The sequence below is a fragment of the Billgrantia saliphila genome, assembly GCF_002930105.1.
Taxonomy (GTDB): domain Bacteria; phylum Pseudomonadota; class Gammaproteobacteria; order Pseudomonadales; family Halomonadaceae; genus Halomonas; species Halomonas saliphila.
Window position 1 is genome coordinate 120,398 of sequence record NZ_PJRN01000004.1, and the last position, 22,716, is coordinate 143,113.

Annotated in this window: 22 protein-coding genes and 2 tRNA genes; 5 read left to right on the forward strand and 19 right to left on the reverse strand. The window is 64.7% G+C overall.

Features of this window, described 5'->3' with window-relative positions:
- Window positions 1-63: 63 nt before the first annotated feature.
- The 6 genes from CYJ07_RS05895 to ampD form a co-directional block, all read right to left on the reverse strand.
- On the reverse strand, window positions 64-783 hold the full coding sequence (locus CYJ07_RS05895) for a class I SAM-dependent methyltransferase (RefSeq protein WP_104202750.1): 720 nt from the start codon (window positions 781-783) through the stop codon (window positions 64-66).
- Complete coding sequence (gene tsaB / locus CYJ07_RS05900; protein WP_104202751.1) at window positions 783-1,487, reverse strand: tRNA (adenosine(37)-N6)-threonylcarbamoyltransferase complex dimerization subunit type 1 TsaB; 705 nt, start codon at window positions 1,485-1,487, stop codon at window positions 783-785. The genes CYJ07_RS05895 and tsaB overlap by 1 nt, the downstream gene beginning before the upstream one ends.
- A 126-nt stretch (window positions 1,488-1,613) precedes the next feature.
- The gene (gene adk, locus CYJ07_RS05905) at window positions 1,614-2,270 is read right to left on the reverse strand and encodes an adenylate kinase (RefSeq protein WP_104202752.1); all 657 of its coding nucleotides are present in this window, start codon (window positions 2,268-2,270) and stop codon (window positions 1,614-1,616) included.
- 239 nt (window positions 2,271-2,509) lie between these two features.
- Window positions 2,510-4,537, reverse strand: a complete 2,028-nt coding sequence (aceF, locus tag CYJ07_RS05910; RefSeq protein WP_104202753.1) for a pyruvate dehydrogenase complex dihydrolipoyllysine-residue acetyltransferase — start codon at window positions 4,535-4,537, stop codon at window positions 2,510-2,512.
- Window positions 4,538-4,598: 61 nt separating this feature from the next.
- Window positions 4,599-7,271 (reverse strand): pyruvate dehydrogenase (acetyl-transferring), homodimeric type, encoded by a 2,673-nt coding sequence (aceE, locus tag CYJ07_RS05915; protein WP_104202754.1) that lies wholly within the window; start codon window positions 7,269-7,271, stop codon window positions 4,599-4,601.
- Window positions 7,272-7,582: 311 nt separating this feature from the next.
- Complete coding sequence (gene ampD, locus CYJ07_RS05920) at window positions 7,583-8,152, reverse strand: 1,6-anhydro-N-acetylmuramyl-L-alanine amidase AmpD (RefSeq protein ID WP_104202755.1); 570 nt, start codon at window positions 8,150-8,152, stop codon at window positions 7,583-7,585.
- Between the two features lie 78 nt (window positions 8,153-8,230).
- Here ampD and nadC point away from each other — a divergent pair, with 78 nt between their 5' ends.
- On the forward strand, window positions 8,231-9,085 hold the full coding sequence (nadC, locus tag CYJ07_RS05925) for a carboxylating nicotinate-nucleotide diphosphorylase (protein ID WP_104202756.1): 855 nt from the start codon (window positions 8,231-8,233) through the stop codon (window positions 9,083-9,085).
- A 35-nt stretch (window positions 9,086-9,120) separates the two neighbouring features.
- On the opposite strand, the gene CYJ07_RS05930 is transcribed toward nadC, so the two are convergent.
- A complete protein-coding gene (locus tag CYJ07_RS05930) occupies window positions 9,121-9,648 on the reverse strand; it encodes a GNAT family N-acetyltransferase (RefSeq protein ID WP_231489546.1) in 528 nt (175 codons plus the stop codon).
- 90 nt (window positions 9,649-9,738) lie between these two features.
- Here CYJ07_RS05930 and tsaA point away from each other — a divergent pair, with 90 nt between their 5' ends.
- Together tsaA and CYJ07_RS05940 are read left to right on the forward strand one after the other, a co-directional pair.
- Window positions 9,739-10,491, forward strand: a complete 753-nt coding sequence (tsaA, locus tag CYJ07_RS05935; RefSeq protein WP_231489547.1) for a tRNA (N6-threonylcarbamoyladenosine(37)-N6)-methyltransferase TrmO — start codon at window positions 9,739-9,741, stop codon at window positions 10,489-10,491.
- Window positions 10,492-10,559: 68 nt separating this feature from the next.
- A complete protein-coding gene (locus CYJ07_RS05940; RefSeq protein WP_104202758.1) occupies window positions 10,560-10,901 on the forward strand; it encodes a hypothetical protein in 342 nt (113 codons plus the stop codon).
- Between the two features lie 120 nt (window positions 10,902-11,021).
- Here the strand turns inward: CYJ07_RS05940 and purC are convergent, their stop codons facing one another.
- Genes purC through dapA form a run of 4 tightly spaced genes read right to left on the reverse strand, consistent with a single transcriptional unit; the run spans window position 11,022 to window position 14,495 of the window.
- Window positions 11,022-11,735, reverse strand: a complete 714-nt coding sequence (purC, locus tag CYJ07_RS05945) for a phosphoribosylaminoimidazolesuccinocarboxamide synthase (protein WP_104202759.1) — start codon at window positions 11,733-11,735, stop codon at window positions 11,022-11,024.
- 43 nt (window positions 11,736-11,778) lie between these two features.
- The gene (locus tag CYJ07_RS05950) at window positions 11,779-12,591 is read right to left on the reverse strand and encodes an MBL fold metallo-hydrolase (RefSeq protein WP_104202760.1); all 813 of its coding nucleotides are present in this window, start codon (window positions 12,589-12,591) and stop codon (window positions 11,779-11,781) included.
- The gene (locus CYJ07_RS05955; protein WP_231489548.1) at window positions 12,591-13,559 is read right to left on the reverse strand and encodes a lipoprotein, NlpB; all 969 of its coding nucleotides are present in this window, start codon (window positions 13,557-13,559) and stop codon (window positions 12,591-12,593) included. The genes CYJ07_RS05950 and CYJ07_RS05955 overlap by 1 nt, the downstream gene beginning before the upstream one ends.
- A 51-nt stretch (window positions 13,560-13,610) precedes the next feature.
- The gene (gene dapA, locus CYJ07_RS05960) at window positions 13,611-14,495 is read right to left on the reverse strand and encodes a 4-hydroxy-tetrahydrodipicolinate synthase (protein ID WP_104202761.1); all 885 of its coding nucleotides are present in this window, start codon (window positions 14,493-14,495) and stop codon (window positions 13,611-13,613) included.
- Between the two features lie 229 nt (window positions 14,496-14,724).
- Here dapA and CYJ07_RS05965 point away from each other — a divergent pair, with 229 nt between their 5' ends.
- On the forward strand, window positions 14,725-15,201 hold the full coding sequence (locus CYJ07_RS05965; RefSeq protein WP_104202762.1) for a peroxiredoxin: 477 nt from the start codon (window positions 14,725-14,727) through the stop codon (window positions 15,199-15,201).
- A gap of 35 nt (window positions 15,202-15,236) precedes the next feature.
- On the opposite strand, the gene CYJ07_RS05970 is transcribed toward CYJ07_RS05965, so the two are convergent.
- Entirely contained in the window at window positions 15,237-16,346 is a 1,110-nt protein-coding gene (locus CYJ07_RS05970; protein ID WP_104202763.1) for an AI-2E family transporter, read from the reverse strand.
- A complete protein-coding gene (locus CYJ07_RS05975) occupies window positions 16,343-16,591 on the reverse strand; it encodes a sulfurtransferase TusA family protein (protein WP_104202764.1) in 249 nt (82 codons plus the stop codon). The genes CYJ07_RS05970 and CYJ07_RS05975 overlap by 4 nt, the downstream gene beginning before the upstream one ends.
- 143 nt (window positions 16,592-16,734) lie before the next feature.
- Between CYJ07_RS05975 and CYJ07_RS05980 the strand changes: the two genes are divergently transcribed.
- Window positions 16,735-18,195, forward strand: a complete 1,461-nt coding sequence (locus CYJ07_RS05980) for a M48 family metalloprotease (RefSeq protein WP_104202765.1) — start codon at window positions 16,735-16,737, stop codon at window positions 18,193-18,195.
- A gap of 94 nt (window positions 18,196-18,289) precedes the next feature.
- Here the strand turns inward: CYJ07_RS05980 and nadA are convergent, their stop codons facing one another.
- From nadA to CYJ07_RS06010, 6 genes are all read right to left on the reverse strand, one after another.
- Complete coding sequence (nadA, locus tag CYJ07_RS05985) at window positions 18,290-19,318, reverse strand: quinolinate synthase NadA (RefSeq protein ID WP_104202766.1); 1,029 nt, start codon at window positions 19,316-19,318, stop codon at window positions 18,290-18,292.
- Between the two features lie 234 nt (window positions 19,319-19,552).
- Window positions 19,553-19,628: transfer RNA gene (locus CYJ07_RS05990), tRNA-Lys, on the reverse strand.
- Between the two features lie 16 nt (window positions 19,629-19,644).
- Window positions 19,645-19,720: transfer RNA gene (locus CYJ07_RS05995), tRNA-Lys, on the reverse strand.
- A 222-nt stretch (window positions 19,721-19,942) separates the two neighbouring features.
- On the reverse strand, window positions 19,943-20,800 hold the full coding sequence (gene rluB / locus CYJ07_RS06000; RefSeq protein ID WP_104202767.1) for a 23S rRNA pseudouridine(2605) synthase RluB: 858 nt from the start codon (window positions 20,798-20,800) through the stop codon (window positions 19,943-19,945).
- Window positions 20,797-21,702 carry an SMC-Scp complex subunit ScpB gene (gene scpB, locus CYJ07_RS06005; RefSeq protein WP_104202768.1) on the reverse strand — a complete coding sequence of 302 codons (906 nt, stop codon included), beginning with the start codon at window positions 21,700-21,702 and terminating at the stop codon, window positions 20,797-20,799. Before scpB ends, rluB begins: the two co-directional genes overlap by 4 nt.
- Window positions 21,699-22,649, reverse strand: coding sequence for a segregation and condensation protein A (locus CYJ07_RS06010; protein WP_104202769.1), 951 nt, complete (start codon window positions 22,647-22,649; stop codon window positions 21,699-21,701). Before CYJ07_RS06010 ends, scpB begins: the two co-directional genes overlap by 4 nt.
- Window positions 22,650-22,716 lie beyond the last annotated feature (67 nt).

Genomic DNA, 22,716 nt, shown 5'->3' on the forward strand with positions numbered 1-22,716 from the left:
CTGCGTTGCGCGGTGTTTCCCGCAAGCATACGACATACGCTTACGGGGCTAGAGGATAAGGTTTCAGGACTTCAGGGAACGGTGCACGTAGAGATCGTAGCGGCTGGTCTTGCCTTCGATGACGTGGTGGGGGGCCGGCCCTTCGATGGGCGGTGCCTTGCGCGCGCGCTTGACCACCACGCGATGCGTGGCCACGTCCAGCGCCGCTTCCAGCAGTCGCGGAGCGTCGCCGTCGTCGCCGGCGAGTTCGCGGAACAGGCGCATCTCCTTCTTGACCAGCGCCGACTTCTCGCGGTGGGGGAACATGGGGTCGAGATGAATCACCTGGGGGAGCACGCCGCTGTTCACCACCAAGCTGGCGAGTTCACGAGTGGCGTCGCCGCGGGTAAGGTGCATGCGGGCAACGATCGGCGCAGCCTCCGGGTCCCTGGCGGCACGCGCCAGGCCATCTTCCAGCAAGGCGTGGATCGCCGCGATGCGCTCGATCAGCAGAACCTCGGCGCCGAGGCTCGCCAGCACGAAAGCGTCCCGCCCCAGGCCAGCCGTCGCATCGATCACGCTGGGGGTGGCGCCCGCGGCAAGACCGCAGGCCCGCGCGATGAGCTGGCCGCGGCCACCGCCGAAGCGTCGCCGGTGCGCCGCACGCCCTTCGGCGAAATCGACCTTGAGCGGCTTGCCGTAGCGGGCGGGGTCGCCGGCCAGCACCAGAGCGCCCGCTTCCCACCGCAGCGCCAGCTCGCCACTGCCGGGAGCGCCGTCGCAAAGCGAAGCGTCCGTGTCCATTACCCGCCTTTCTGCCAGGCGACCTGATCGCGCAGATAGATCGGCTGGACTTCGTGGGCGGCATGACGCTCGCCGGCCGCATAGGCGCGCGCGGCCAGCAGCACCATCTCCTCGGCGGCCGGCTCAGGCTCAATCAGGCAGCGGTCGATCGTGCTGCGAACCTCTTCCGCCAGCTCATCCCAAAGCGCCCACCCGGAGCCAACGCCGAGCCAGCCGCCCTCCCCCGGGCCTCTCGGCAGGCGAAGCCGGGAGGGAGGCATCACCGCCTCCGCTGACAGCGCTTCGGTCGCACCGTCACGACAGTGCCAGGCCGCGACGTAGATCTCGCCCATACGCGCGTCCAGTGCAGTCACGACATGCTCGGCGGCGTGGCGCCGATGCGCTCCCAGCGCTAGAGCCTCCAAGGTGGACACTCCCAACAGCGGTCGATCCAGGCCATAGGCCAGCCCTTGGGCCGCCCCCGCGGCGATACGCAGCCCAGTGAAGGAGCCCGGGCCGCGCCCGTAGGCCACCGCGTCCAACTCGGCGGGCGACACGCCCGCTTCGGCCAGCACCTCATCGACCATGGGCAGCAGGCGGCGAGTATGCTCGCGGGGGGTGAGGGCGAAGCGGGACACGAGCCGCTCCTCGGCGCCGTCACGCTGAAGCAGCAGAGCGGCGGAGCAAGCGCTGGAGGAGGCATCGAGGGCCAGCAGTATCGGCATAGGAGATATCGCGTCTGAGCATGGGCGAACCATTATACGCCGCCGCGCGGTGCGGGACGATGGCCAGCCCACAACGAGCATGGCCCGCCGAAGCGGGCCAGGGATAAAACACAATAGGTCTTTTTCTCAGCCCTCCAGCGCCTCGATCACCTTCTGCGTAATCTCGTCGACGCTGCCGACGCCTTCCACCCGGTGGTAGGCAGGCGCCGCTTGCGGCTCCTCCTGGGCCCACTGCTGGTAATAGTCGACCAGCGGCGCGGTCTGCTCGTGATAGACCGCCAGACGATTGCGCACGGTGGATTCACGATCGTCGTCGCGCTGGATCAGCGGTTCGCCGGTCACGTCGTCCTTGCCCTCCTGCTTGGGGGGGTTGTACTCGACGTGATACACCCGACCGGAGCCCGGGTGCACGCGGCGACCTGCCAGGCGCTTGACGATCTCCTCGTCCGCCACGGCGATCTCCAGCACATGATCGATTTTCACGCCGGCTTCCTTCAAGGCGTCGGCCTGGGGGATGGTGCGCGGAAAGCCGTCGAACAGGAAGCCGTTCTCGCAGTCGGGCTGAGCGATGCGTTCCTTGACCAGGGAGATGATCAGGTCGTCGGACACCAGGCCGCCGCTGGTCATGATCTCCTTGACCTTCAGCCCCAACTCGCTGCCCTCCTTGACCGCCGCACGCAGCATGTCGCCAGTGGAGATCTGCGGAATCTTGTACCGCTCGCAGATGAATTGGGCCTGAGTTCCCTTGCCGGCCCCCGGCGCGCCCAACAGGATCAAACGCATCTAGCTGCTCCTTGAGAGAGTAGAAATTCTTGTGAGTAAATGGAATGTCATGAACGATAACCGCGGCGGCGACACCAGACAACCACAGGCTACTGGGCAAGCCTCACGCCCCCACCCAAAGCTGCTGCATTTTCAGCCAATTAAGGCCGGGTTGCACTTTGGTCTCCCACCCTAAAGTGGAGGGCGCAAATGCCGACGGCGCCCCGGAGGGCGCCGTCGAATGCTGCCTCAGGCAACGGTTACATCAGCAGGCGCCGTATGTCGCTGAGCGCCGCCGCCAGGAAGGCGGTAAAGCGCGCCGCGTCGGCCCCGTTGACGGCACGGTGGTCGTAAGAGAGTGAGAGCGGCATCATCAGCCGCGGCTCGAAGTCCGAGCCGTTCCACACCGGCTTCATCTGGGCCTTGGAGACTCCCAGAATGGCGACCTCAGGGGCGTTGACGATCGGCGTGAAGGCGGTGCCGCCAATGGAGCCCAGGCTGGAGATGGTGAAGCAGCCACCGGTCATCTCCTCGCGTTTGAGCTTCTTCGACTGCGCCTTGCCGGCCAACTCCACGCTCTCCTTGGCCAACTCGATCAGCGACTTGCGGTCGGCGTCGCGAATCACCGGCACCATCAGTCCATCCGGGGTATCCACGGCGACGCCGATATGGACGTACTTCTTCCATACCAGGGTCTCGCCGTCGCTCTTGAGGCTGACGTTGAACTGCGGAAACTTGCGCAGGGCGAAGGCGCACGCTTTTACCAGGAACGGCAGCGGGGTGAGCTTTGCGCCCTGCGCTTCCGCCTCGGCCTTCATCGACTTGCGGAAGGTCTCCAGCTCGGTGATGTCCGCCTCGTCGAACTGGGTGACGTGGGGTACATTGAGCCAGCTGCGATGCAGGTTGGTCGCACCCATCTTGAGCAGGCGCCCCATCGGCTTCTCTTCCACCTCGCCGAACTGGCTGAAGTCCTGGTCCGGCACTGGCGGGATGCCAGCGCCGCCCGCGGCGGCCGGTGCGGCGGCAGGCGTCTGTGCCTTGCCCGCCATCACCTGCTTGACGTAGGCGTGGACGTCCTCCTTCAGCACGCGCTCCTTCGGTCCACTGGGCTTGACCCGCGCCAGATCCACCCCCAGCTCACGCGCCAGCATGCGCACCGCGGGGCCGGCGTGGACCAGCTTGCCGTCGCGCGGCTTGTGGTCGGCCATCTGGGCTTCGGGACTCGGCGTACCGGCCGGCGTCGGCTTGGCCTGGGTGGGCGATGCCGGCTTTTCGCTCGGCTCGCTCGGCGCCTTGCTGGCCTTCGGCGTCGCCGCACGGGGCTTGGCACCGGCGACCTCGATGTAGCCGATCAGGTCACCCTCGGAAACCGTGTCGCCCTCCTTGACGCTGAGTTCGATCAGCTTGCCCTTGTAGGGGCTCGGCACGTCCATGGAGGCCTTGTCGGACTCCAGGGTGATCAGCGGATCCTCTTCGTCGACCTCGTCACCAGCGCTGACGGCGATCTCGATGATCGGCACGTCGCTCGAGCCGGAGAGGTCGGGCACGCGGATCTCCTTGCGCTCGGGCTCACCGCTGATGGCCTCCTCTTCGGCCGGCGCCTCGGCTTGCTCGGCGGGCTCCTGAGTGGTTTCCACCGCATCGGGCTCGGCCTGATCGCCTTCGTCGCCTTCCCCCGCGATCTCCATGGTGCCGATCACGTCGCCTTCGGAGACGGTATCGCCCTCCTTGACGGTGAGAGAGGCCAGCTTGCCGCTATAGGGGCTGGGCACGTCCATGGAGGCCTTGTCGGACTCCAGAGTGATCAGCGGATCCTCCTCGCTCACCTCGTCGCCTTCGGAGACGGCGACTTCGATTACCTCGACGTTCTCCGAACCGCCCAGGTCGGGTACCTTGATCTCGACGGTGCGCTTGCCGCCGCCGGAGGATTTCCCGGCCGCCGGTTTCTCATCGGAAGCCTGGGACGTCGACTCCTTGGGAGCTTCCTCGCGCTTGGTCTCGGCCTCCCCTTCGCCCTTGTCCTCGGAACCGGCATCGTCGCTACCGCCCCCTTCGACGTCGAGCTCGACGATGTCGTCGCCTTCGGAGACGGTGTCGCCCTCCTTCACCAGCACCTTCACGACCTTGCCGCCCTTGGGCGACGGCACGTCCATGCTGGCCTTGTCGGACTCCAGCGTGATCAGGGTGTCCTCGGGCTCGATGACATCCCCTTCGGATACGGCGATTTCGATGATTTCGACATCTTCACTGCCGCCGATGTCGGGAACTTTGATGATTTCGCTACTCAAGGTCGCGCTCCTTCCAAATCGTGCCTGGAACAGGCGGGCTCGCGCCCGCCTGGCCACCGGATCAACTCGTCAGCGGATTGGGCTTGTTGGGATCAATGCCGTACTTCTTGATCGCCTCGGCGACGACCTTGCGATCCAGCTCGCCGCGGTCGGCCAGCGCCTTGAGCGCCGCTACGGTGACGAAGTAACGATCGACCTCGAAGAAGTGGCGCAGCTTCTCGCGCGTGTCGGAGCGGCCATAGCCGTCGGTCCCCAATACATGGTAGTCGGTCGGCACCCAGGCACGAACCTGGTCGGCGAACAACCGCATGTAGTCGGTCGAGGCGATCGCCGGCCCCTTGCGACCTTCCAGGCAACGCGTGACGTGCGGCTTGACCGGCTCGTCGGCCGCATTGAGGAATGCCTCGCGCTCGAGCAGCAGCGCTTCGCGGCGCAGCTCGTTGAAGCTGGTGACACTCCACACGTCGGCGCCCACGCCCCACTCATCGGCGAGCAGTTGGGCGGCGGCCTCGACCTCGCGCAGGATGGTACCGGAGCCGAGCAGCTGCACATGCCCCTTGTCGCCCTGATGCTCGCGAAGCAGGTACATGCCCTTGATGATGTCTTCGGTCGGCACCTCCTCGAGTTCGGGGTGCTCGTAGTTCTCGTTCATCACCGTCAGGTAGTAGAAGCAATTTTCCTTGTCGGAGAACATGCGCTTCAGGCCATCCTGCACGATCACCGCCAGCTCATGGGCGTAAGTGGGATCGTAGCTGCGGCAGTTGGGGATGGTCGCCGCCTGCAAGTGGCTATGGCCGTCCTGGTGTTGCAGACCCTCGCCGTTCAGCGTAGTGCGTCCCGCGGTGCCGCCGACCAGGAAGCCGCGCGCCTGCAGGTCGCCGGCGGCCCAGGCCAGGTCGCCGATGCGCTGGAAACCGAACATCGAGTAGTAGATGTAGAACGGCAGCAGCGTCAGGTTGTGGTTGCTGTAGGAGGTGGCCGCCGCCATCCACGCCGACATGGCGCCCGCCTCGGTGATGCCCTCCTCGAGGATCTGACCTTTCTTGTCCTCGCGATAGAACATGATCTGGCCCTTGTCGACAGGCTCGTACTTCTGGCCTTCCGACGTGTAGATGCCGAGCTGGCGGAACATCCCCTCCATACCGAAGGTGCGCGCCTCGTCGGGTACGATGGGCACCACCTGCTTGCCGATCTTCTTGTCCTTCACCAGGCCGTTGAGAACGCGCACGAACGCCATGGTGGTGGAGATCTCACGCCCCTTGGAGCCGGCCAGTTGGGTGGCGAAGGTCTTGTCCTCGAGCGAGGGGATCGGCAGCGCCTCGAAGTCGCTGCGACGCTGGGGCAGATAGCCGCCCAGACGCTCGCGCTGCAGGTGCATGTACTTGAGCTCGGGCGAATCGTCTTCCGGCTTGTAGTAGGGCACTTCCTTGAGCTGTTCGTCGGACAGCGGAATGCCGAAGCGATCGCGGAACTTCCGCAGCGCCTCGTATTCCATGGTCTTGACCTGGTGAGCCTCCATGGAAGCCTCGCCCTCACCGCTGCCCATGCCGTAACCCTTGACGGTGTGTGCCAGGATCACGGTGGGACGGCCATTGGCGCTGTTCACCGCCTCGTGATAGGCCGCATAGACCTTGAACGGATCGTGGCCGCCACGATTCAGGCGCCAGATGTCCTCGTCGGACATGTCCTTGACCATCTCGGCGGTCTCGGGGTACTTGCCGAAGAAGTGCTCACGAGTGTAGCCGCCATCGATGGCCTTGTAGTTCTGATACTCGCCGTCGACCGCCTCGTCCATGCGTTTCTGCAGGATGCCCTTCTTGTCCTTCTCGAACAGCGGATCCCACAGCCGGCCCCAGACCACCTTGAGCACGTTCCAGCCGGCACCGCGGAAGACGCCCTCGAGCTCGTCCATGATGCGACCGTTGCCGCGCACCGGGCCGTCGAGACGCTGAAGATTACAGTTGACCACGAAGATCAGGTTGTCGAGTTTCTCGCGGCTGGCCAGATGAATGGCGCCCAGCGACTCCGGCTCGTCACATTCGCCGTCGCCCATGAAGCACCAGATCTTGCGATCGTGCATTGCCCTGAGCTCGCGCGAATCGAGGTACTTCATGACGTGGGCCTGATAGATCGCCTGGATCGGCCCGAGGCCCATGGAAACCGTGGGGAACTGCCAGAAGTCCGGCATCAGCCAAGGGTGCGGATAGGACGACAGACCATCGCCGTCGACTTCCTGGCGATACTTGTCCATCTGCGCCTCGGTGAGGCGGCCTTCGAGATAAGCCCGGGCGTAGACGCCGGGAGCGACGTGTCCCTGGATGTAGACCAGGTCGCCTTCGAAGTCGCCGTTGGGCGCGCGGAAGAAATGATTGAAGCCCACGTCGTAGAGCGTGGCGGCGGACATGAAGCTGGCGATGTGGCCACCCAGGCCCGGGTTGGCACGGTTGTTGCGAATGACCTGGGCGATCGCGTTGTAGCGGATCAGCGAGCGAATTCTCCGCTCCATGAACAGATCACCCGGCATCGGCGCCTCGCGGTGCACCGGGATGGTGTTGCGATGCGGTGTGGACACCGAGAAGGGTGCCTGCATGCCGTCACGGCGCAGCCGGTCGGCCAGGCGTGTCAGCAGGTACCGAGCGCGTTCCTCGCCCTCACGATCCAGGACCGACTCCAGGGAATCCAGCCATTCCGTGGTTTCGACCGGATCGAAATCTTCTCTTGCCTCCAGACTCATAGACGTCTCTCCGAGTGACAATGTGATGTCAGATGGCCCCAGGCGTGCCGATGGGGCGGGTCGCACTACTGACGATCAGGGGAATGCCAGGCCGCGACGCGGCTCTTGTAGTCATATTACAGACGCGTATACAACGAATGGCGTAGAACATACCGTAAAGTGGCCTCCCTGCCAATCGGATAGGAATGGAATTTTTTTCCATATTTTCGATATTGCATTGCAACACAAGATGTTACGACAACTATCCCGCTAATAGGGTGCCTCGAATGCCGAATGTAATAAAACTACCGTATGAATAATCGCTATGCGTTTCAGCTCCCATTTCTCAACGCCTTGAGACACTGGCGGAAGTAGGCCCAGTCGAAGGCGGGGCCGGGATCGCTCTTGCGCAGTGGCGCCACCCTCGCGTGGCTGGTGATGCGCGCGGGATTCATTTCAGGGTAGTCCACCATCAGCGCTCTCGTGGCCAGCGCCAGGGTCCGATACTGCGGGTCACGATAGGCGTGGACCTCATCCCCTTCCAGTTCGATGCCCACGGTGAAATCGTTAAGCCCTCGACGCGCCTGACCACCGTCGATCCAGCACGAACGCCCCGCGTGCCAGGCACGCCGATCGAAGGGCACGAACTGCACGCACTCGCCATCGCGGCGGATCAACAGGTGTGCGGAAACGCGCATCCCCGCGATGGTGGCAAAGTACGGGTGGGAGTCCGGATCGAGCGAGTTGGTGAAGAGAGACTCGATGTGCTCGCCGCCGAACTGGCCGGGCGGCAGGCTGATGGAATGCAGCACGATCGCCGAGACCTCGCCGGCGGGACGCTCGTCCTGGTTGGGCGACGGCACGCGGCGCGCCGCCTCCAGCCAGCCCTTGTCGATTCGCATGGTACTCCCCTGACGTCCTCGCTGATGTTTCCCTATAATGGCGGTCCCGACGCTCCATGAACATTGAAAAGGCCTGCCATGCATTATCAGGACGCCCTAGTCGAAGCGATCCGTGAAGCCGCCGCCCACCTGCTGGCCGAGGATGTGGGGCCTGGCGACATCACTGCGCAGCTTATCCCCGAATCGCAGCGAGCCATGGCGCGTGTCATCACACGCGAGGACGCGATCCTGTGCGGCATGGCCTGGGTCGAGGAGATCTTTCGCCGCCTCGATCCCAGCGTCCGCCTGCGCTGGAGCGCCGCCGATGGCGACCGCCTGGAAGCCGGCCAGTGCTTCCTCGAAATCGAAGGCTCCGCCCGCTGCCTGCTCACCGGCGAGCGTGCCGCCCTCAATCTGCTGCAGACGCTCTCCGCCACCGCCACCCGGACCCGCCGCTACGTCGATCTGCTGGACGGCACCGGCGTGCGCCTGCTCGACACCCGCAAGACGCTGCCCGGCATGCGTCTGGCACAGAAATATGCGGTAACGTGCGGCGGGGGCCATAACCACCGAATCGGACTCTACGACGCCTTCCTGATCAAGGAGAACCACATCGCTGCCTGCGGCGGCATCGCGGCTGCCGTCGAGGCGGCACGCCGCATTGCCAACGACCTGCCGGTGGAAGTGGAAGTGGAAACCTTCGACGAACTCGATCAGGCCCTGGCGGCGGGCGCCGATATCGTCATGCTGGACAATTTCTCGCTCGACGATATGCGCGAGGCGGTGCGGCGCAGCGCCGGCAGGGCCACGCTGGAGGCTTCCGGCAACGTCGACGAAACCACCCTACGTCAGATCGCCGAGACCGGCGTCGACTGCATCTCCAGCGGCGCACTGACCAAGGATGTTCGCGCGATCGACCTGTCGATGCGTATCGTCGAGCTGCACGACGCCTGAACGCATAGAGCCGCGCTCGCCGACACGCGCTCGGCTCAGGTCTCGACAGCCGAGAGGCGCCTCTCAAGGCGTCTCCTTTCGAGGCGTACACCCTCCCGCGTCACCCATTCGACGCCGAGGTCGTGCCAGCCGCGGCGCAGCAGGCTTTCGGCCAGCATCAGGCTGGCGTCGACGGTCACTTTGTCGGTGCCGTGCTCGATCAGCATGCGCTCGGCATGCACCAGCAGCGTCGAGCCGATACCCCGTCGCGCCAGCGAGGGCCACACGTAGAGCGTCTCGACGTGGGCTCGGGGAAGGTCGACCTCCAGGAACCCCACGCAACGACCGTCGCAGGTGGCCACCAGCGTCGTATAAAACGCCTGGCGTGCCGCCCAGGCGCTGGCCTCACGCGGCATCGAGCCGGCCCATGCCTCGCGCTCGGGCACACTATAATGGGTCGCAGCGCCCTGCATCACGGCGTGATGAAAGACTTCCGCCTGGTCGGCACCGTCACGCGCCTGGGCCTGGCGGTAGAGTACCCGCGGCGTCCGAGCCTCACGCGACGAAGCTTCACTTGTCGTCATCGATTCCATCTGTTCATGCCCTGAGTGAATTACCCGGCATGCAGGGTACACAAGCTCGCCGCCGCGGCCAATGGAAGGCATACTCGTCCCATGACGCCCCCTTCTCCTTCCGCCGGCCACTACGCGATGCAGCCCATCGGCCATATCGCGAGCGACTTTCCCGACAAGTTCGGCGTGCCTCGTCAACCCGGCCTGGCGCCGGCCGCCCATGCCTCGCTGGTCTTCGTCCCGCCCTTCGACGACCCCTTGGCGATACGCGGCCTGGACGCCTTCAGCCACCTGTGGCTGACCTTCGTCTTCCATCTGAGCCCGGAACCCGGCACGGCATGGTCGCCACTGGTGCGTCCGCCACGGCTCGGTGGCAACGCCAAGGTCGGCGTGTTCGCCAGTCGCAGTACCCATCGACCCAACCGGCTGGGGCTATCGCTGGTGGAACTCCGCAGTGTCGATACTCACCGCGGCGTACGTCTGGTGCTGGGCGGTTGCGATCTGGTCGACGGCACACCGGTGCTTGACATCAAACCTTATCTGCCCTGGACCGAGTCTCGCCCCGATGCCCGTGCCGGCTTCGCCCCCGAGCCACCTCCCCAGCATTCGGTGTCGTTCAGTGCCGAGGCCGAGAGCACCCTCGCCGCCCGCTCCGATGGCGACTCGCTGCGCGAACTGATCCGCCAGGTGCTGGCCCAGGATCCCCGGCCGGCCTATCACCGACGGATGACGGAACGGACCTATGGCGTGCGGCTGCGCGACGTGGACGTACGCTTCCAGGCCATGGTCGACGCATTGGGGCAAACCGTTCTGCGGGTAGTCGACATCGTGCCTCCCCCGCCCGCTGCGCTGTGACAGCAACTCCGTTTGACCTACGCTGATCAGCATGAGCCCCGACAACACACGCGCTAGAGGATCTGGCCATGCCTTTGACACTGGAAGGCTTCGTCGCACTGAGGATCAGCGGCGACGGCAAGGAGAGCATTCGCATAGAGGCCGATGACTTCACTTATCGGGAAGGCGGCATGAGGGTTCTGGGCGATCAATGCACCAAGCATGAATTTCTCTATACCTACGAAGAGGACCCGCGCTTCGAACTCACGCTCACGGCGACGGCCCTGAACGGCGTCGTGGAAGGAAGCAGCCTGCTCATCGACGCGAGCGAGGATATCGAAGTCGAAGAGGAGCAGAACACGATCGTCGCCACCTTCGATCATGATCCGGATCAGGACGACGAACCGCTGACGCCGGTTTCCAGCAACTGAAACGGCGCGCTCCCGCCGACGAGCCGGCGACTCGTCGGGCTCTGGAAGGGCGCCGTTGGTATGACTGGGGCAGTAGACTGCTGCCCAGGCCGGGACTCGCAGAACTTCAGGCAGCGACGTTCAGTCGAAGCCGATCCCGATGCGCCGGCCCACTTCCTCGTAGGCCTCGATCACCCCGCCCAGGCCTTGGCGGAATCGATCTTTGTCCATCTTGTTGCGCGTTTCGGCATCCCAGAGACGACAGCCATCCGGCGAGAACTCATCACCCAGCACGATCTGGCCCTTGAACAGGCCGAACTCGAGCTTGTAATCCACCAGCAGCAGGCCGCCGTCGGCGAAGAGCTGCTTGAGTACTTCGTTGACTCTGAAGGTCAGCGCCTTCATTTCGGCGAGCTGCTCGGGCGTGGCCCAACCGAATGTCTCGGCCAACGACTCGTTGATCATCGGGTCGTGCAGCGCATCGTTCTTGAGGAACAGCTCGAAGGTGGGCGGCACGAGTTCCTTGCCCTCCTCGACGCCAAGGCGCCTGACCAGGCCACCGGCCGCGAGGTTGCGCACCACACACTCCACCGGAATCATCTCGAGCTTCTTGACCAGGCTCTCGGTGTCGGAGAGACGCTTGACGAAGTGAGTGGGAATGCCCGCCGCCTGCAGCCTCTCCATGATGAAGGCATTGAAGCGGTTGTTGACCATGCCCTTGCGCGCCAGGGACTCCATGCGCTCGCCGTCAAAGGCGCTGGTGTCGTCGCGGAAGTGCAGCACGAGCAGGTCGGGGTCGTCGGTGGCGTACACCGACTTGGCCTTGCCGGCGTAGAGTTCTTGGCGCTTTTCCATGGGAGTCTCCAAAGGATGAAGGCATGACCTGAAAGGTGGCAATTCAGTTGATCGCCTGCCAGTGCAGCCCGCTGTCCTGGGCGGCGACGATCAGGCGCGACGCATCGCCGTCGAGCAGTGGCGACAAGGCCTCGAGGGCAAGCTCGGGACGATTGTTGTGCTCGGACAGATGCGAACAGACGATGTATTGCAGCCGGTCGAGGCCCAACCGCTTGAGCAGCATGGAGGCCTGGCTGTTGGCCAGGTGGCCCCAGTTGCCGCCAACCCGGCGCTTGAGCCGTGGCGGATAGGGCCCTATCTCGAGCAGGTGGCGATCGTGGTTGCATTCGAGTATCAGCGCATCGCAGCCGCTGAAGGCTTCGATCACGTGATCGGTGGGATGCCCCAGGTCGGTCAGCACCCCTAGGCGACGATCTCGCGATTCGAAGCGAAACTGAACGGGCTCGCGAGCATCGTGGGGCACGGTGATCGGATCGATCACCAGGCTCTTGATGGCGAAGCGCGACTGGGGAGTGATCCAGTAACGCTGCGGGACCTCGCCAAGCCGCCCCGAGAGCCAGGTGCCGGGAGTGATGTATACCGGCACTCCGTGGCGGCGAGCCAGCGGCCCCACCCCGCGCAGGTGATCGCCGTGTTCGTGGGTGACCAGCACCGCATCGAGCTGACGCGGATGCACGCCGAGCCTTGCCAGACGGCGCTCGGCCTCGCGCAGACCGAAACCGCAATCCACCAGTACCTGCGTCTCACCATCGCTGACCAGCGTGGCGTTGCCCTTGCTGCCGCTACCCAGCGAGGCGAAATTGAGCTTGCTCGTATCCTCGGCCGATGCCGCCTCGATGGATTGCAGAAGACTCATCAGCGCAGCAGGCCCGACACCCGCTCGAGCAGCTCACGCGCGTCCTCGTCTGAGAAGGCGCGCTCACTTTCATTGACGGCCCGCAGCACGGTGCGCTGCGGCCCCGCGGACTCGAGCACCAGGCGAATGTTCTGCGACATCTGGCGTACGTCCGGACTGAAGATGATCTGCAGCGGATTGCGGTCGCGCTCGGTAAGCGTCATGTAATCGACTAGGAAGTCGTGCCGTTCGGGACTCTGCTCGAGCAGTTCGCGACGCCCCTCCACGGTGAAGTCGGCTTCGAGCTGGTGACTCAGCTCGGCCCAGACGCGGTCGATGTCGAGCGGAATGATCACTCCCCATTCGCCGTCGGGAAGCCGCTCGATGCGCAGGCGATCCTCGCCGGCGATCTGCTGGCCGGCCAGCGAAGCGGCACTTGCCGTGGCGGTGCGTGCGCTGAAGTGCTGCTCCAGCGCATCGAGGCAGGCTTCCACCGAGCGTCCATTCTGATCACAGCGCACTTCGCTATCGCCGGCACGCAGCCCGGGACGGACACTCAGCCGGCCTTGGCTGGTCTCCAGCACGCCACGGCGGTCGTCGCTGGCCTGTACCTGCAGCCCCCGTGCGCGGGCGAAATCCTGCAGCTGCGGCCACACCATGCCCGGGTCGGCGCCCACCACCAGCCAGCGGTCGTTACCGATCTCGCGCCGCTCGACGAAGTCGCGCTCCGCACCGCCCGACGACAGGCGCTCGGGGCTCGGCGCGCGAAAGCGCTTGTCGCTTCGATGCAGGTCACTGCTGGCTTCCGGTACCGGCATGGCATCCCGGTAACGCTGCTCGTTGCGTCCCTCCGGCAGGACCAGGGGCGCACTGCGCTGGGCCTCCACATAGTCGATGTTACGATCGTCATAGAAGCCTTCTCGGGCACAGCCGGCGGTAGCCAAGGCAACGGCCGCCACCAGCGGCATCCATTTCAGCGCAGAATTCATGCTTCCACCTTGCAGTCAGTTATCGGGACCTCGGGGATCTACCCGCGAGCGTCAGTCTTCGATGACGCCAGCCAGTTGCAGGGCCTCGTCCACCGTCGCATGGTACTTCTCGGACAGCCATGTGAGTGGCAGGCGTATGCCCGGCTCGATCAGCCCCATGCGATGCAGTGCCCACTTGACCGGGATCGGGTTCGATTCGATTCCCAGATTGGTATGCAGCGGCATCAGTCGAGTATTGATCTGGTGAGCTCGGTCGGCGTCTCCCGCCACCGCGGCGACACATAGCTCATGCATGGCCTTGGGAGCGACGTTGGCGGTCACCGAGATATCGCCATTGCCTCCCATCAGCATGAACTCGCAGGCGGTACCGTCATCGCCGGAGTAGAGCATGAAGCCGCTGCCCTTGAGGCGAGCGATGAGATCCTCGGCACGCTCCAGGTTGCCGGTGGCGTCCTTGAGCCCGATGATGCCGTCGACCTCGGCCAGGCGCATGACGGTCTCGTTGTAAAGGTCGGAGCAGGTGCGGCCGGGCACGTTGTAGAGGATGACCGGCAGTCGGCTGCCTTCGGCCACGGCCTTGAAGTGGCGGTAGAGACCTTCCTGAGTCGGCTTGTTGTAGTAGGGGCACACCGACAGGCAGTAGTCGGCCCCCACTTCGCTGGCATAGCGCGCCAACTCCACGGCTTCGGATGTCGCGTTGGCACCGGTACCGGCGATCACCGGAATGCGCCCATTGACCTCTTCCACCACGGCCCGAATCACGTCGAAGTGTTCGGCGAACGACATGGTGGTGGGTTCACCTGTGGTGCCGGCTGCAACGATGCCGTCGGTGCCGTTGTCCAGGTGGAAATTCACCAAGCGGCGCAACGCCTCCCAGTCGATGTCGCCATTGGCCTTCATCGGCGTCGCCAGGGCGACGATACTGCCAGTGATCATCCTGTCGTTCCTCTACGCATGAGCCGCTCTGCTGCACTCGGGCGCCGCTCTGCAATGCACCCTCGATGCAAAGGGTAAATGGTACTCAGGCGGCACAAGCGTGTACAGCGCGGCGGTTGGCTCTTTGACAGCTCGGGCCGGGTTGCGTGTAATCGGGCCTCGCGAGCCGGTATCTACGCGCCGGCCCTCCCCGTCCGTCCAACATCGGTCATCATCGAAAGGAGCGCCCATGACGCTTGCCATCGGCCAGCCCGTGCCCGACTTCACCGCCCCCGCCACCGGCGACACCACGATCACTCTCTCCGAGCTGAAGGGACGCCAGGTGGTCGTCTATTTCTATCCCAAGGCCAGCACACCCGGCTGCACGACCGAAGGCGGCGACTTCCGCGATCGCAAGGCGGACTTCGAGGCGGTCAATACGGTCGTGCTGGGTGTCTCCCGCGACGGCATCCGTGCCCAGGAAAACTTCAAGGCCAAGCAGGGTTTCAACTTCACCCTGATCTCCGACAAGGACGAAACGGTCTGCCGGCTGTTCGACGTCATCAAGCTCAAGAAGCTCTACGGCAAGGAGCATCTCGGCATCGAGCGCAGCACTTTCCTGATCGATGCCGAAGGCAAGCTGGCCCGCGAATGGCGCGGGGTCAAGGTGAAGGGGCACGCCGACGAGGTACTGCAGGCCGCCCAGACACTCCACGCCGGCGGCTGACCCCGCCACCCCGGCCGGCTGGAGGTGCGCCCTGCCTACTTGCCGGCCGGCTCCTCCAGCTCCAGCGCCCCGCGCGAATCATAGTAATGCCGAATCCCCCGCGGCCAGGCATAGACCAGCGCCTTGAGCAAGGTGGCCAGCGGAATGGCGAAGAAAATTCCCCAGAACCCCCACACGCCACCAAAGAACAGCACCGCCAGGATGATCGATACCGGATGCAGGTTGACCGCCTCCGAGAACAGAATCGGTACCAGCACGTTGCCATCGAGCGCCTGGATCACGCCATAGGCGACCAGCACGTAGAGGAACTGCTCGGTCATGCCGAAGTGGAAGCCGGCCACCGCCGCCACCGGTAGCGTAGCCACCGCCGCCCCGATGTAGGGCACCAGTACCGAGAACCCCACCAGTACCGCCAGCAGCGCCGAATAGGGCAGTCCGAAGAAGGCGAAGGTAAAGAACGACACCGTGCCGACGATAAGTATCTCGATGAATTTGCCGCGAACGTAGTTGGCGATCTGAGCGTCCATTTCCTGCCAGATACGCGTCATTAGTGTGCGCTGCTGAGGCAATAGCGAGAGCGTGAAGCCCACGAGCTGCTGGCGATCCTTGAGCAGGAAGAACACCAGGATTGGCACCAGCACCAAGTAGATGATCAGCGCCAGAATGTTACCCAGCGACGCCAGCGACAGCGTCAGAGCACGCTGTCCGAACTGAGTGAATTCGCGCCCGGCCACGGCGATCCACTCCTGGACCTGATCGGGAGTCACCAGGTTGGGATAACGCTCCTGCACCTCATCCAGCCAGCGCTGCCCGCTGGCGAACATGCGCGGCGTCTCCTGAACCAGCCCCACGAGCTGATTCCAGATCAACGGCATCAGGATGAAGGCCAACGTCAGCAGCACACCGATGAAGGCGAGAAAGACGATGATCACCGCCAGTAGGTGCGGCACGCCCTGCCGCGTCAACGCATTGACCGCGCCCTGCAGCAGGAAGGCGATCACCAGAGCGGTGAAGAAAGGCGCCAGCATGCGACCGAACAGAATTACCGCGGCAAACCCCAGCACCAGCAGCACCAGGAGGATGACCGCCTCCTCATCGGAGAAATAGTGATCGATCCAACCCTTGAATACCTGGCGTAGGGTCATGTGGTGGGCTCCGCGCCCTTGCGCAGCCAGTAGTGATAGATCTCGCCGCGCTCCTCGCGCGCCACCAGCTCATGGATGCTGTTCTCGGCGAAGGTCTCGAAGTCCCGCCAGGAACCGGCATCGGTCGCCATGACCTCAAGGAGCTGCCCGCCGCTCAGTCGGGCCAGCGCCTGTTTGGCCTTGAGCAGCGGCAGCGGACAAGGCAGGCCGCAGGCATCGAGCACGTCATCTGGTTGCAGCGCCATGGTGTCCCCCGGGAAAATGAACGAACTGCCGCAATGGCCCTTTGTGCTTGCACAAAAGGGCGAAACCCCTGAGATTTAAAGGCACTTTGCAGGCCGAATCAATGTCGGATAGTTAACCGACTGCCGCTTCGAAGAGACAGCACATGCTGCGCAACCCACGAACACAGTTGAGCCGCGGCGCCCTCGCGCTGACCCTGAGCTTGACGCTGACCGCCCCTGCCCCTGCCGCCGCGGCAGACGACTATGGCTTGCCAAGTCTCACCGGCAGCAGCCAGGCCGTGACCGGCGAGGAGTTTCGCCTCGGTCGTGCCTGGCTGCGCCAATTCCGCGCCCGGGCTCCCCTCTGGCAGGACGCCATTGCCCAGGATTACCTCGAAGCACTGGTGACGCGTTTGCTGCCTCACAGCGAGCTCACCGACACACGCCCGGTGGTGACCCTGGTGGATAGCCGCGCCCTGAACGCCTTCGCCGTGCCGGGCGGTGTGATCGGCGTGAATGCCGGATTGTTCGCCTTCGCCGACGAGGAGGATGCTGTCGCCTCGGTGATGGCACATGAGCTCGGCCACCTGTCGCAGCGCCACTATGCGCGCGGCCAGGCACGCGCCGAGCAGACCCAGCTGCCCGCCATGGCGGCCATGCTCGCCGGCATGCTGATCGCCGCCAGCGGCGGCGGCGATGCCGGCATCGCCGCCGCCATGGGCTCCCAAGCCGCCTTCATTCAGGACCAGCTGGCCTACTCGCGGCGCTTCGAACAGGAAGCCGACCGCCTTGGGCTGCAGGCCATGGCCCAGGCAGGGTACGACCCACAGGCGATGGTACGGATGTTCCGCGCCATGCAGCGCCAGGTCAGCCTGCAGGGCGGCAATCCGCCGGAATTTTTGCTGACGCACCCACTCACCGAATCGCGCATTAGCGACGCCGAGTCGCGCGCCTCCCAGCTCGAGCCCACCCATAGTCGCGAAGGCGATCCGACCTATCATCTGGTTCGCGCGCGGGCGCTGCTGACGGTACATGAACGCGACCCGCAGCAAGCCGCCACGCGCCTGGCCCAGGATGACGCCCCGGCAGCGGCCAGACGCTACCTGGATGCCTTGATCGCCGCCGAACGTGGCCAGGTCGATAGCGCACTCGGTGAGCTCGACGCCCTGGCCCGCGAGCTACCCGACCTCGCCATGATCCCGGCCAGCGCAGCCGAAATCGCCTTCGAGGCGGGACGCTACGACGATGCCATCGAGCGCAGCCGGCGCCTGCTGCGGCTGATGCCGGGCTATGTGCCAGCTACCCAGCTGCTCGGCGAAGCGATGCTGCAGCGAGACCCCAACGAGGCGTATCGCATCTTGCGCGAACTGGCCGATCGCCGGCCCGAGGACCCGCAGGTCTTCACCCTGCTGGCTGAAGCCGCCGGACGCAGCGGTCGTGAAGCCTGGGGCCACCTGGCCCGGGCCGAACACATGCAGCTTACCGGCGAGATCGATCGCGCCATTCGCCAGCTCGATGTGGCCCGTCGTGTTGCGGAACAGAGCGGGGACAGCAACGCCCTGGCGCGCATCGAGCAGCGACGGGAGGATTTCGTGGGTTATCGCGAGACGATGGAGAAGTTCTGAGCCGCGAGCCGCGAGCCGCGAGCCGCGAGCCGCGAGCAATTTATAAGGCAAAAGCCAGTGACAACGTCACGGGCTTTTGCCCGAAGCCCGAAGCTCAAGAATTGAAATTGAGCATGCGCTCCAGCGGCTTGAGTGCGCGGGCGCGCAAGTCGGCATTGACGAAGATCTCCCCGCTGCCCTCGCGCAGGGCGCCGGCCAGGTTGTCCAGCGCGTTCATCGCCATCCACGGGCAGTGTGCGCAGCTGCGACAGGTGGCGCCATTGCCGGCGGTGGGCGCCTCGAACAGGATCTTCTCGGGCACCATCTGCTGCATTTTGTAGAAAATGCCGCGGTCGGTGGCGACGATCAGCTTGTCGTTCGGCAGCGTCTGAGCCGCCTTGATCAGCTGCGAGGTCGAGCCGGCGACGTCGGCCAGCGCCACCACCGAGGCGGGCGACTCCGGGTGCACCAGCACGGCGGCGTCGGGATAGAGCCCCTTCAGGTCCTCGATGCCCTTGGCCTTGAACTCCTCGTGCACGATGCACGCCCCGTCCCACAACAGCATGTCGGCGCCGGTTTTCTGCTGGATATACCCCCCCAGGTGCTTGTCCGGCGCCCACAGGACCTTCTCGCCGCGAGCCTGCAGATGCTCGATGACGTCCACCGCGATGGAAGAAGTCACCACCCAGTCGGCGCGCGCCTTCACCGCCGCCGATGTGTTGGCATAAACCACCACGGTACGGTCGGGATGCTGGTCGCAGAAGGCGCTGAACTCGTCGGCAGGACAGCCGACATCGAGCGAGCAGGTCGCTTCCAACGTCGGCATCAGCACGCGTTTTTCGGGGGACAGGATCTTGGCCGTCTCACCCATGAAGCGTACTCCGGCCACGACCAGGGTATCGGCCTCGTGGCGAGCGCCGAAGCGGGCCATCTCCAAGGAGTCGGCGACGCAGCCACCGGTCTCCTCGGCCAACTGCTGAATGGCGTCGTCGGTGTAGTAATGCGCCACCAGTACCGCATTGTGGACCTTGAGCAGGCGCTTGATCTCGTCGATGCGAGCCTCGTCCTGGGCAGGAATGCGGGTGGGGCAATAGGCGCGGGCCAGGTGCTCGCGCACCTCGACTCGGGAAGTCATGATCGTCATCGTGTCTACCACTGCGACTGGCAGGGGCTCCCCCTGCGTGTACCGGGTGCATCGCGGTTCGCGCGCTCCGCACGGACGATGCGCCTTGGGCCGGACGGCGTCTCTCGCCATCGTGCCCGTCACGCCATCTTACACCATACGCCAGGGACCTTGGATACCCTTTCCGATGCGCCAGCGTTGAAGTCAATCCAAACGCAAGGCGCCCCCGCCTCGAGGAGGCGGGGGCGCGGAAGCTGGTGGGTCGTGTAGGATTCGAACCTACGACCAATTGGTTAAAAGCCAACTGCTCTACCAACTGAGCTAACGACCCGATCACAGGCCCGGAATGGTGGGTCGTGTAGGATTCGAACCTACGACCAATTGGTTAAAAGCCAACTGCTCTACCAACTGAGCTAACGACCCTTCCGAACGGGTGCAGATATTACTGATCGCCCCCTTGGCTGGCAAGGACTTTTTGACTTTAGGCGACCATTCCGTCCCAGGGAAGCACTGGACAAATCGGCGAGCGAAATGAAGCGCTAGGCGCGAGGAGCGCAAGGCCTGAAGCATATGGGGTATATGTGACGGGCCTGAGCACCACAGCAACACAGCGATTCGCTCGCACAGACATTTGTGAGCGTTTATCTAGCGGCCCTTGGGATTCCTGGGCTTGCGCATCGCCTGCACCGGGCGACGCTTGTTCTTGTCGCGGCTCCAGCGGTTCTTCTCGTCGGGGGTCAGCTCGGGCACCTTGCGTGGCGCCAGGCCGGCGGAGAGGGCCAGATCGTCGATCTCGTCCTGTGAAAGCTCCACCCACTCCCCGGCCTTGGCCCGCTTGTCGAGGAAGATATTGCCGTAGCGCACCCGCTTGAGCCGACTGACGGTGAGGCCCTGGGATTCCCACAGCCGGCGAACCTCGCGGTTGCGTCCCTCCATGATCACCACGTGAAACCAGGTATTGATGCCTTCGCCACCGAACTCCTGCACGTCGGTAAAACGCGCCGGACCGTCATCCAGCATCACGCCCTCGACCATGGCCTTCACGTGCTCCTTGCGCACCTCTCCCATCACGCGCACGGCGTATTCGCGTTCGATCTGGGTGGAGGGGTGCATCAGCCGGTTGGCCAGCTCGCCGTCGGTGGTGAACAGCAGCAGCCCGCTGGTATTGATATCCAACCGGCCAATGGCAATCCAGCGTTCACCCTTCAGGCGCGGCAGACGCTCGAACACGGTGCGCCGTCCTTCCGGGTCCTTGCGTGTACACAGCTCGCCTTCCGGCTTGTTGTACATGATCACGCGACGGGGCGTTTCCTCGGCCCCGCGCAGGGTCACCGGGCGATCGTCGAAGGTCACCTTGTCGCGCATCTCGATGCGATCGCCGAGCGTGGCGACCTTGCCGTTGACCTTGATGCGGCCGGCTTCGATAGCCGTTTCCATCTCGCGACGCGAACCCAGCCCGGCACGGGCCAGGACCTTCTGCAGCTTTTCTGAATGGCTCGTCATGTGTTGTCGGGCTTCTCATCATCGGTGGATTCCGCCCCCGCTCCGCCGTCATCGTCGACGCTGGTGCGGGCACGTTCGGCCAGGCGCGCTTCGAGATCGGCGAAGCTCAACCCTGGCCTGTCGGACGCCTTCCCGGCGTGTGTCGCGTCGGCCGTCCCGGCCGTCGTCTCGCTAGCACTCTTTTCCCTTCCCGCTTCCGCGGCAACCTCGCCCGCAGCCGCAGGTTCGTTTTGCTCCCCCGCGTCCCAGGCCGAGGCGCCGAGTTCCTCGACATTCGTCTCTTCGTCCTCTTCGCCCGCCTCGTCGGCCTGGGCCAGCAAGCGGTTCGGCGGCGGCGGCGCCTCGTCTTCGAATATCGGCTCCGCCATTCCCTTGAGTTCATGCATGGGCGGCAATTCATCCAGTGTCTTCAGGCCGAAGTCGTCGAGAAACTGGCGCGTGGTGGCATAGACCGACGGGCGGCCCGGCACGTCGCGCTGTCCGACCACGCGAATCCAGCCACGTTCGGCCAGCGTACGCATGATCGAGCTGCTCACCGCCACCCCGCGCACCTCCTCGATATCGCCACGGGTCACCGGTTGACGATAGGCGATCAGCGCCAGGGTCTCCAGCAGGGCGCGAGAGTAGCGCTGTGGACGCTCGTCCCACAAACGCGAGATCCACGGCGAGAGCCGTGAGCGAATGCGCAGCTGGTAACCCGAAGCCGTCTCGAGCAGTTCCAAGGCGCCGCGCTCATGTCGTGCCGCGACCCGCTCCAGCGCTTCCCTCAAGTGGCGACGCTGCGGCCGCTCATGGTCGTCGAACAGGCCCTCGAGGCGTTCCAGCGAGAGCGGCTCGGCCGCCGCCAGCAGCGCCGCCTCGAGAATATCGTCGAGGCTGTCGGGCAGTTCCATGGCAGTCATGCTCGATCGTTCCCCTGCGACAGGTCCGCCGCTCCCGCATCTTCGGCGAAGGGGCTTTCGACATCGTATTCTTCGCCTTCCAGCATCTCGTCTTCTTTGGTGTCGCGCGGCGTTCGGGCGCGCACGTGGATCGGCGACAGAGGCGCGTTCTGCACGATCTCGATCATCGCCTCCTTGGCCAGCTCGAGGATGGCCATGAATGTGACGATCACGCCGGCGCGTCCCTCCTCCAGGGTGAACAGCGCCTCGAACGGCGTGTAGTGCTCGTGATTCAAGCGCTCCATGATCGCCAGCATGCGCTCTCGGGTCGAGAGCACCTCACGGCCGACATGGTGGGCCTGGTTGAGCTCGGCCCGGCGCAGGATGCCGGCGAGCGCCCCTAACAGCTCGTCGAGTTCGACATCGGGATGAATCACCCGCGCCTGCAGCGGCGGCAGCGCGGCCCGGGCCGGAAACCAGTCGCGCCCTACCCGGGGGAGTTCCGCCAGCGCCTCGGCAGCACTCTTGAGCTGCTCGTACTCCTGCAAGCGACGGATCAGCTCGGCGCGGGGATCCTCCTCGTCGTCCTCGTTCCCCTCCTTCGGTGGACGCGGCAGCAGCGTACGCGACTTGATCTCGGCCAGCATGGCGGCCATCAACAGGTATTCGCCGGCCAGCTCGATCTCCATCGCTTTCATCAGCTCGACGTACTCGATGTACTGCCGGGTGATGGCGGCCACGTCGATGGCGAGAATATCCAGGTTCTGACGACGGATCAGGTAGAGCAGAAGATCGAGCGGCCCCTCGAAGGCCTCGAGAAAGATCCGCAGCGCCTCCGGCGGGATGTAGAGATCCTCGGGGAGTTCAGTGATCGGCTCGTCGAACAGCCTGGCGAGCGCCTCCGTCCGGACGGCGGCGTCAGGCGTAGCATGCTGCTCGGGGGCAGCCGTATGGGGCGTCTCGCTCACGCGGGGGATGGCCTCCCGGCTGGACTCGTCTGAAGATCGATCACGCAGTCTACCAAGAGCGTGAGGG

Bases quoted from the DNA above. Each gene is read 5' to 3' on its own strand.
- nadA (WP_104202766.1), bottom strand. From the start codon at position 19,318: ATGACGATCATGACTTCCCGAGTCGAGGTGCGCGAGCACCTGGCCCGC.
- tsaA (WP_231489547.1), top strand. From the start codon at position 9,739: ATGACGCCCCCTTCTCCTTCCGCCGGCCACTACGCGATGCAGCCCATC.
- CYJ07_RS05970 (WP_104202763.1), bottom strand. From the start codon at position 16,346: ATGACCCTACGCCAGGTATTCAAGGGTTGGATCGATCACTATTTCTCC.
- CYJ07_RS05950 (WP_104202760.1), bottom strand. From the start codon at position 12,591: ATGAGTCTTCTGCAATCCATCGAGGCGGCATCGGCCGAGGATACGAGC.
- CYJ07_RS05930 (WP_231489546.1), bottom strand. From the start codon at position 9,648: ATGACGACAAGTGAAGCTTCGTCGCGTGAGGCTCGGACGCCGCGGGTA.
- scpB (WP_104202768.1), bottom strand. From the start codon at position 21,702: ATGACTGCCATGGAACTGCCCGACAGCCTCGACGATATTCTCGAGGCG.
- tsaB (WP_104202751.1), bottom strand. From the start codon at position 1,487: ATGCCGATACTGCTGGCCCTCGATGCCTCCTCCAGCGCTTGCTCCGCC.
- rluB (WP_104202767.1), bottom strand. From the start codon at position 20,800: ATGACGAGCCATTCAGAAAAGCTGCAGAAGGTCCTGGCCCGTGCCGGG.
- CYJ07_RS05955 (WP_231489548.1), bottom strand. From the start codon at position 13,559: ATGAATTCTGCGCTGAAATGGATGCCGCTGGTGGCGGCCGTTGCCTTG.
- ampD (WP_104202755.1), bottom strand. From the start codon at position 8,152: ATGCGAATCGACAAGGGCTGGCTGGAGGCGGCGCGCCGCGTGCCGTCG.
- nadC (WP_104202756.1), top strand. From the start codon at position 8,231: ATGCATTATCAGGACGCCCTAGTCGAAGCGATCCGTGAAGCCGCCGCC.
- CYJ07_RS05975 (WP_104202764.1), bottom strand. From the start codon at position 16,591: ATGGCGCTGCAACCAGATGACGTGCTCGATGCCTGCGGCCTGCCTTGT.
- CYJ07_RS05980 (WP_104202765.1), top strand. From the start codon at position 16,735: ATGCTGCGCAACCCACGAACACAGTTGAGCCGCGGCGCCCTCGCGCTG.
- CYJ07_RS05895 (WP_104202750.1), bottom strand. From the start codon at position 783: ATGGACACGGACGCTTCGCTTTGCGACGGCGCTCCCGGCAGTGGCGAG.
- purC (WP_104202759.1), bottom strand. From the start codon at position 11,735: ATGGAAAAGCGCCAAGAACTCTACGCCGGCAAGGCCAAGTCGGTGTAC.
- CYJ07_RS05965 (WP_104202762.1), top strand. From the start codon at position 14,725: ATGACGCTTGCCATCGGCCAGCCCGTGCCCGACTTCACCGCCCCCGCC.
- dapA (WP_104202761.1), bottom strand. From the start codon at position 14,495: ATGATCACTGGCAGTATCGTCGCCCTGGCGACGCCGATGAAGGCCAAT.
- aceE (WP_104202754.1), bottom strand. From the start codon at position 7,271: ATGAGTCTGGAGGCAAGAGAAGATTTCGATCCGGTCGAAACCACGGAA.
- CYJ07_RS05940 (WP_104202758.1), top strand. From the start codon at position 10,560: ATGCCTTTGACACTGGAAGGCTTCGTCGCACTGAGGATCAGCGGCGAC.
- adk (WP_104202752.1), bottom strand. From the start codon at position 2,270: ATGCGTTTGATCCTGTTGGGCGCGCCGGGGGCCGGCAAGGGAACTCAG.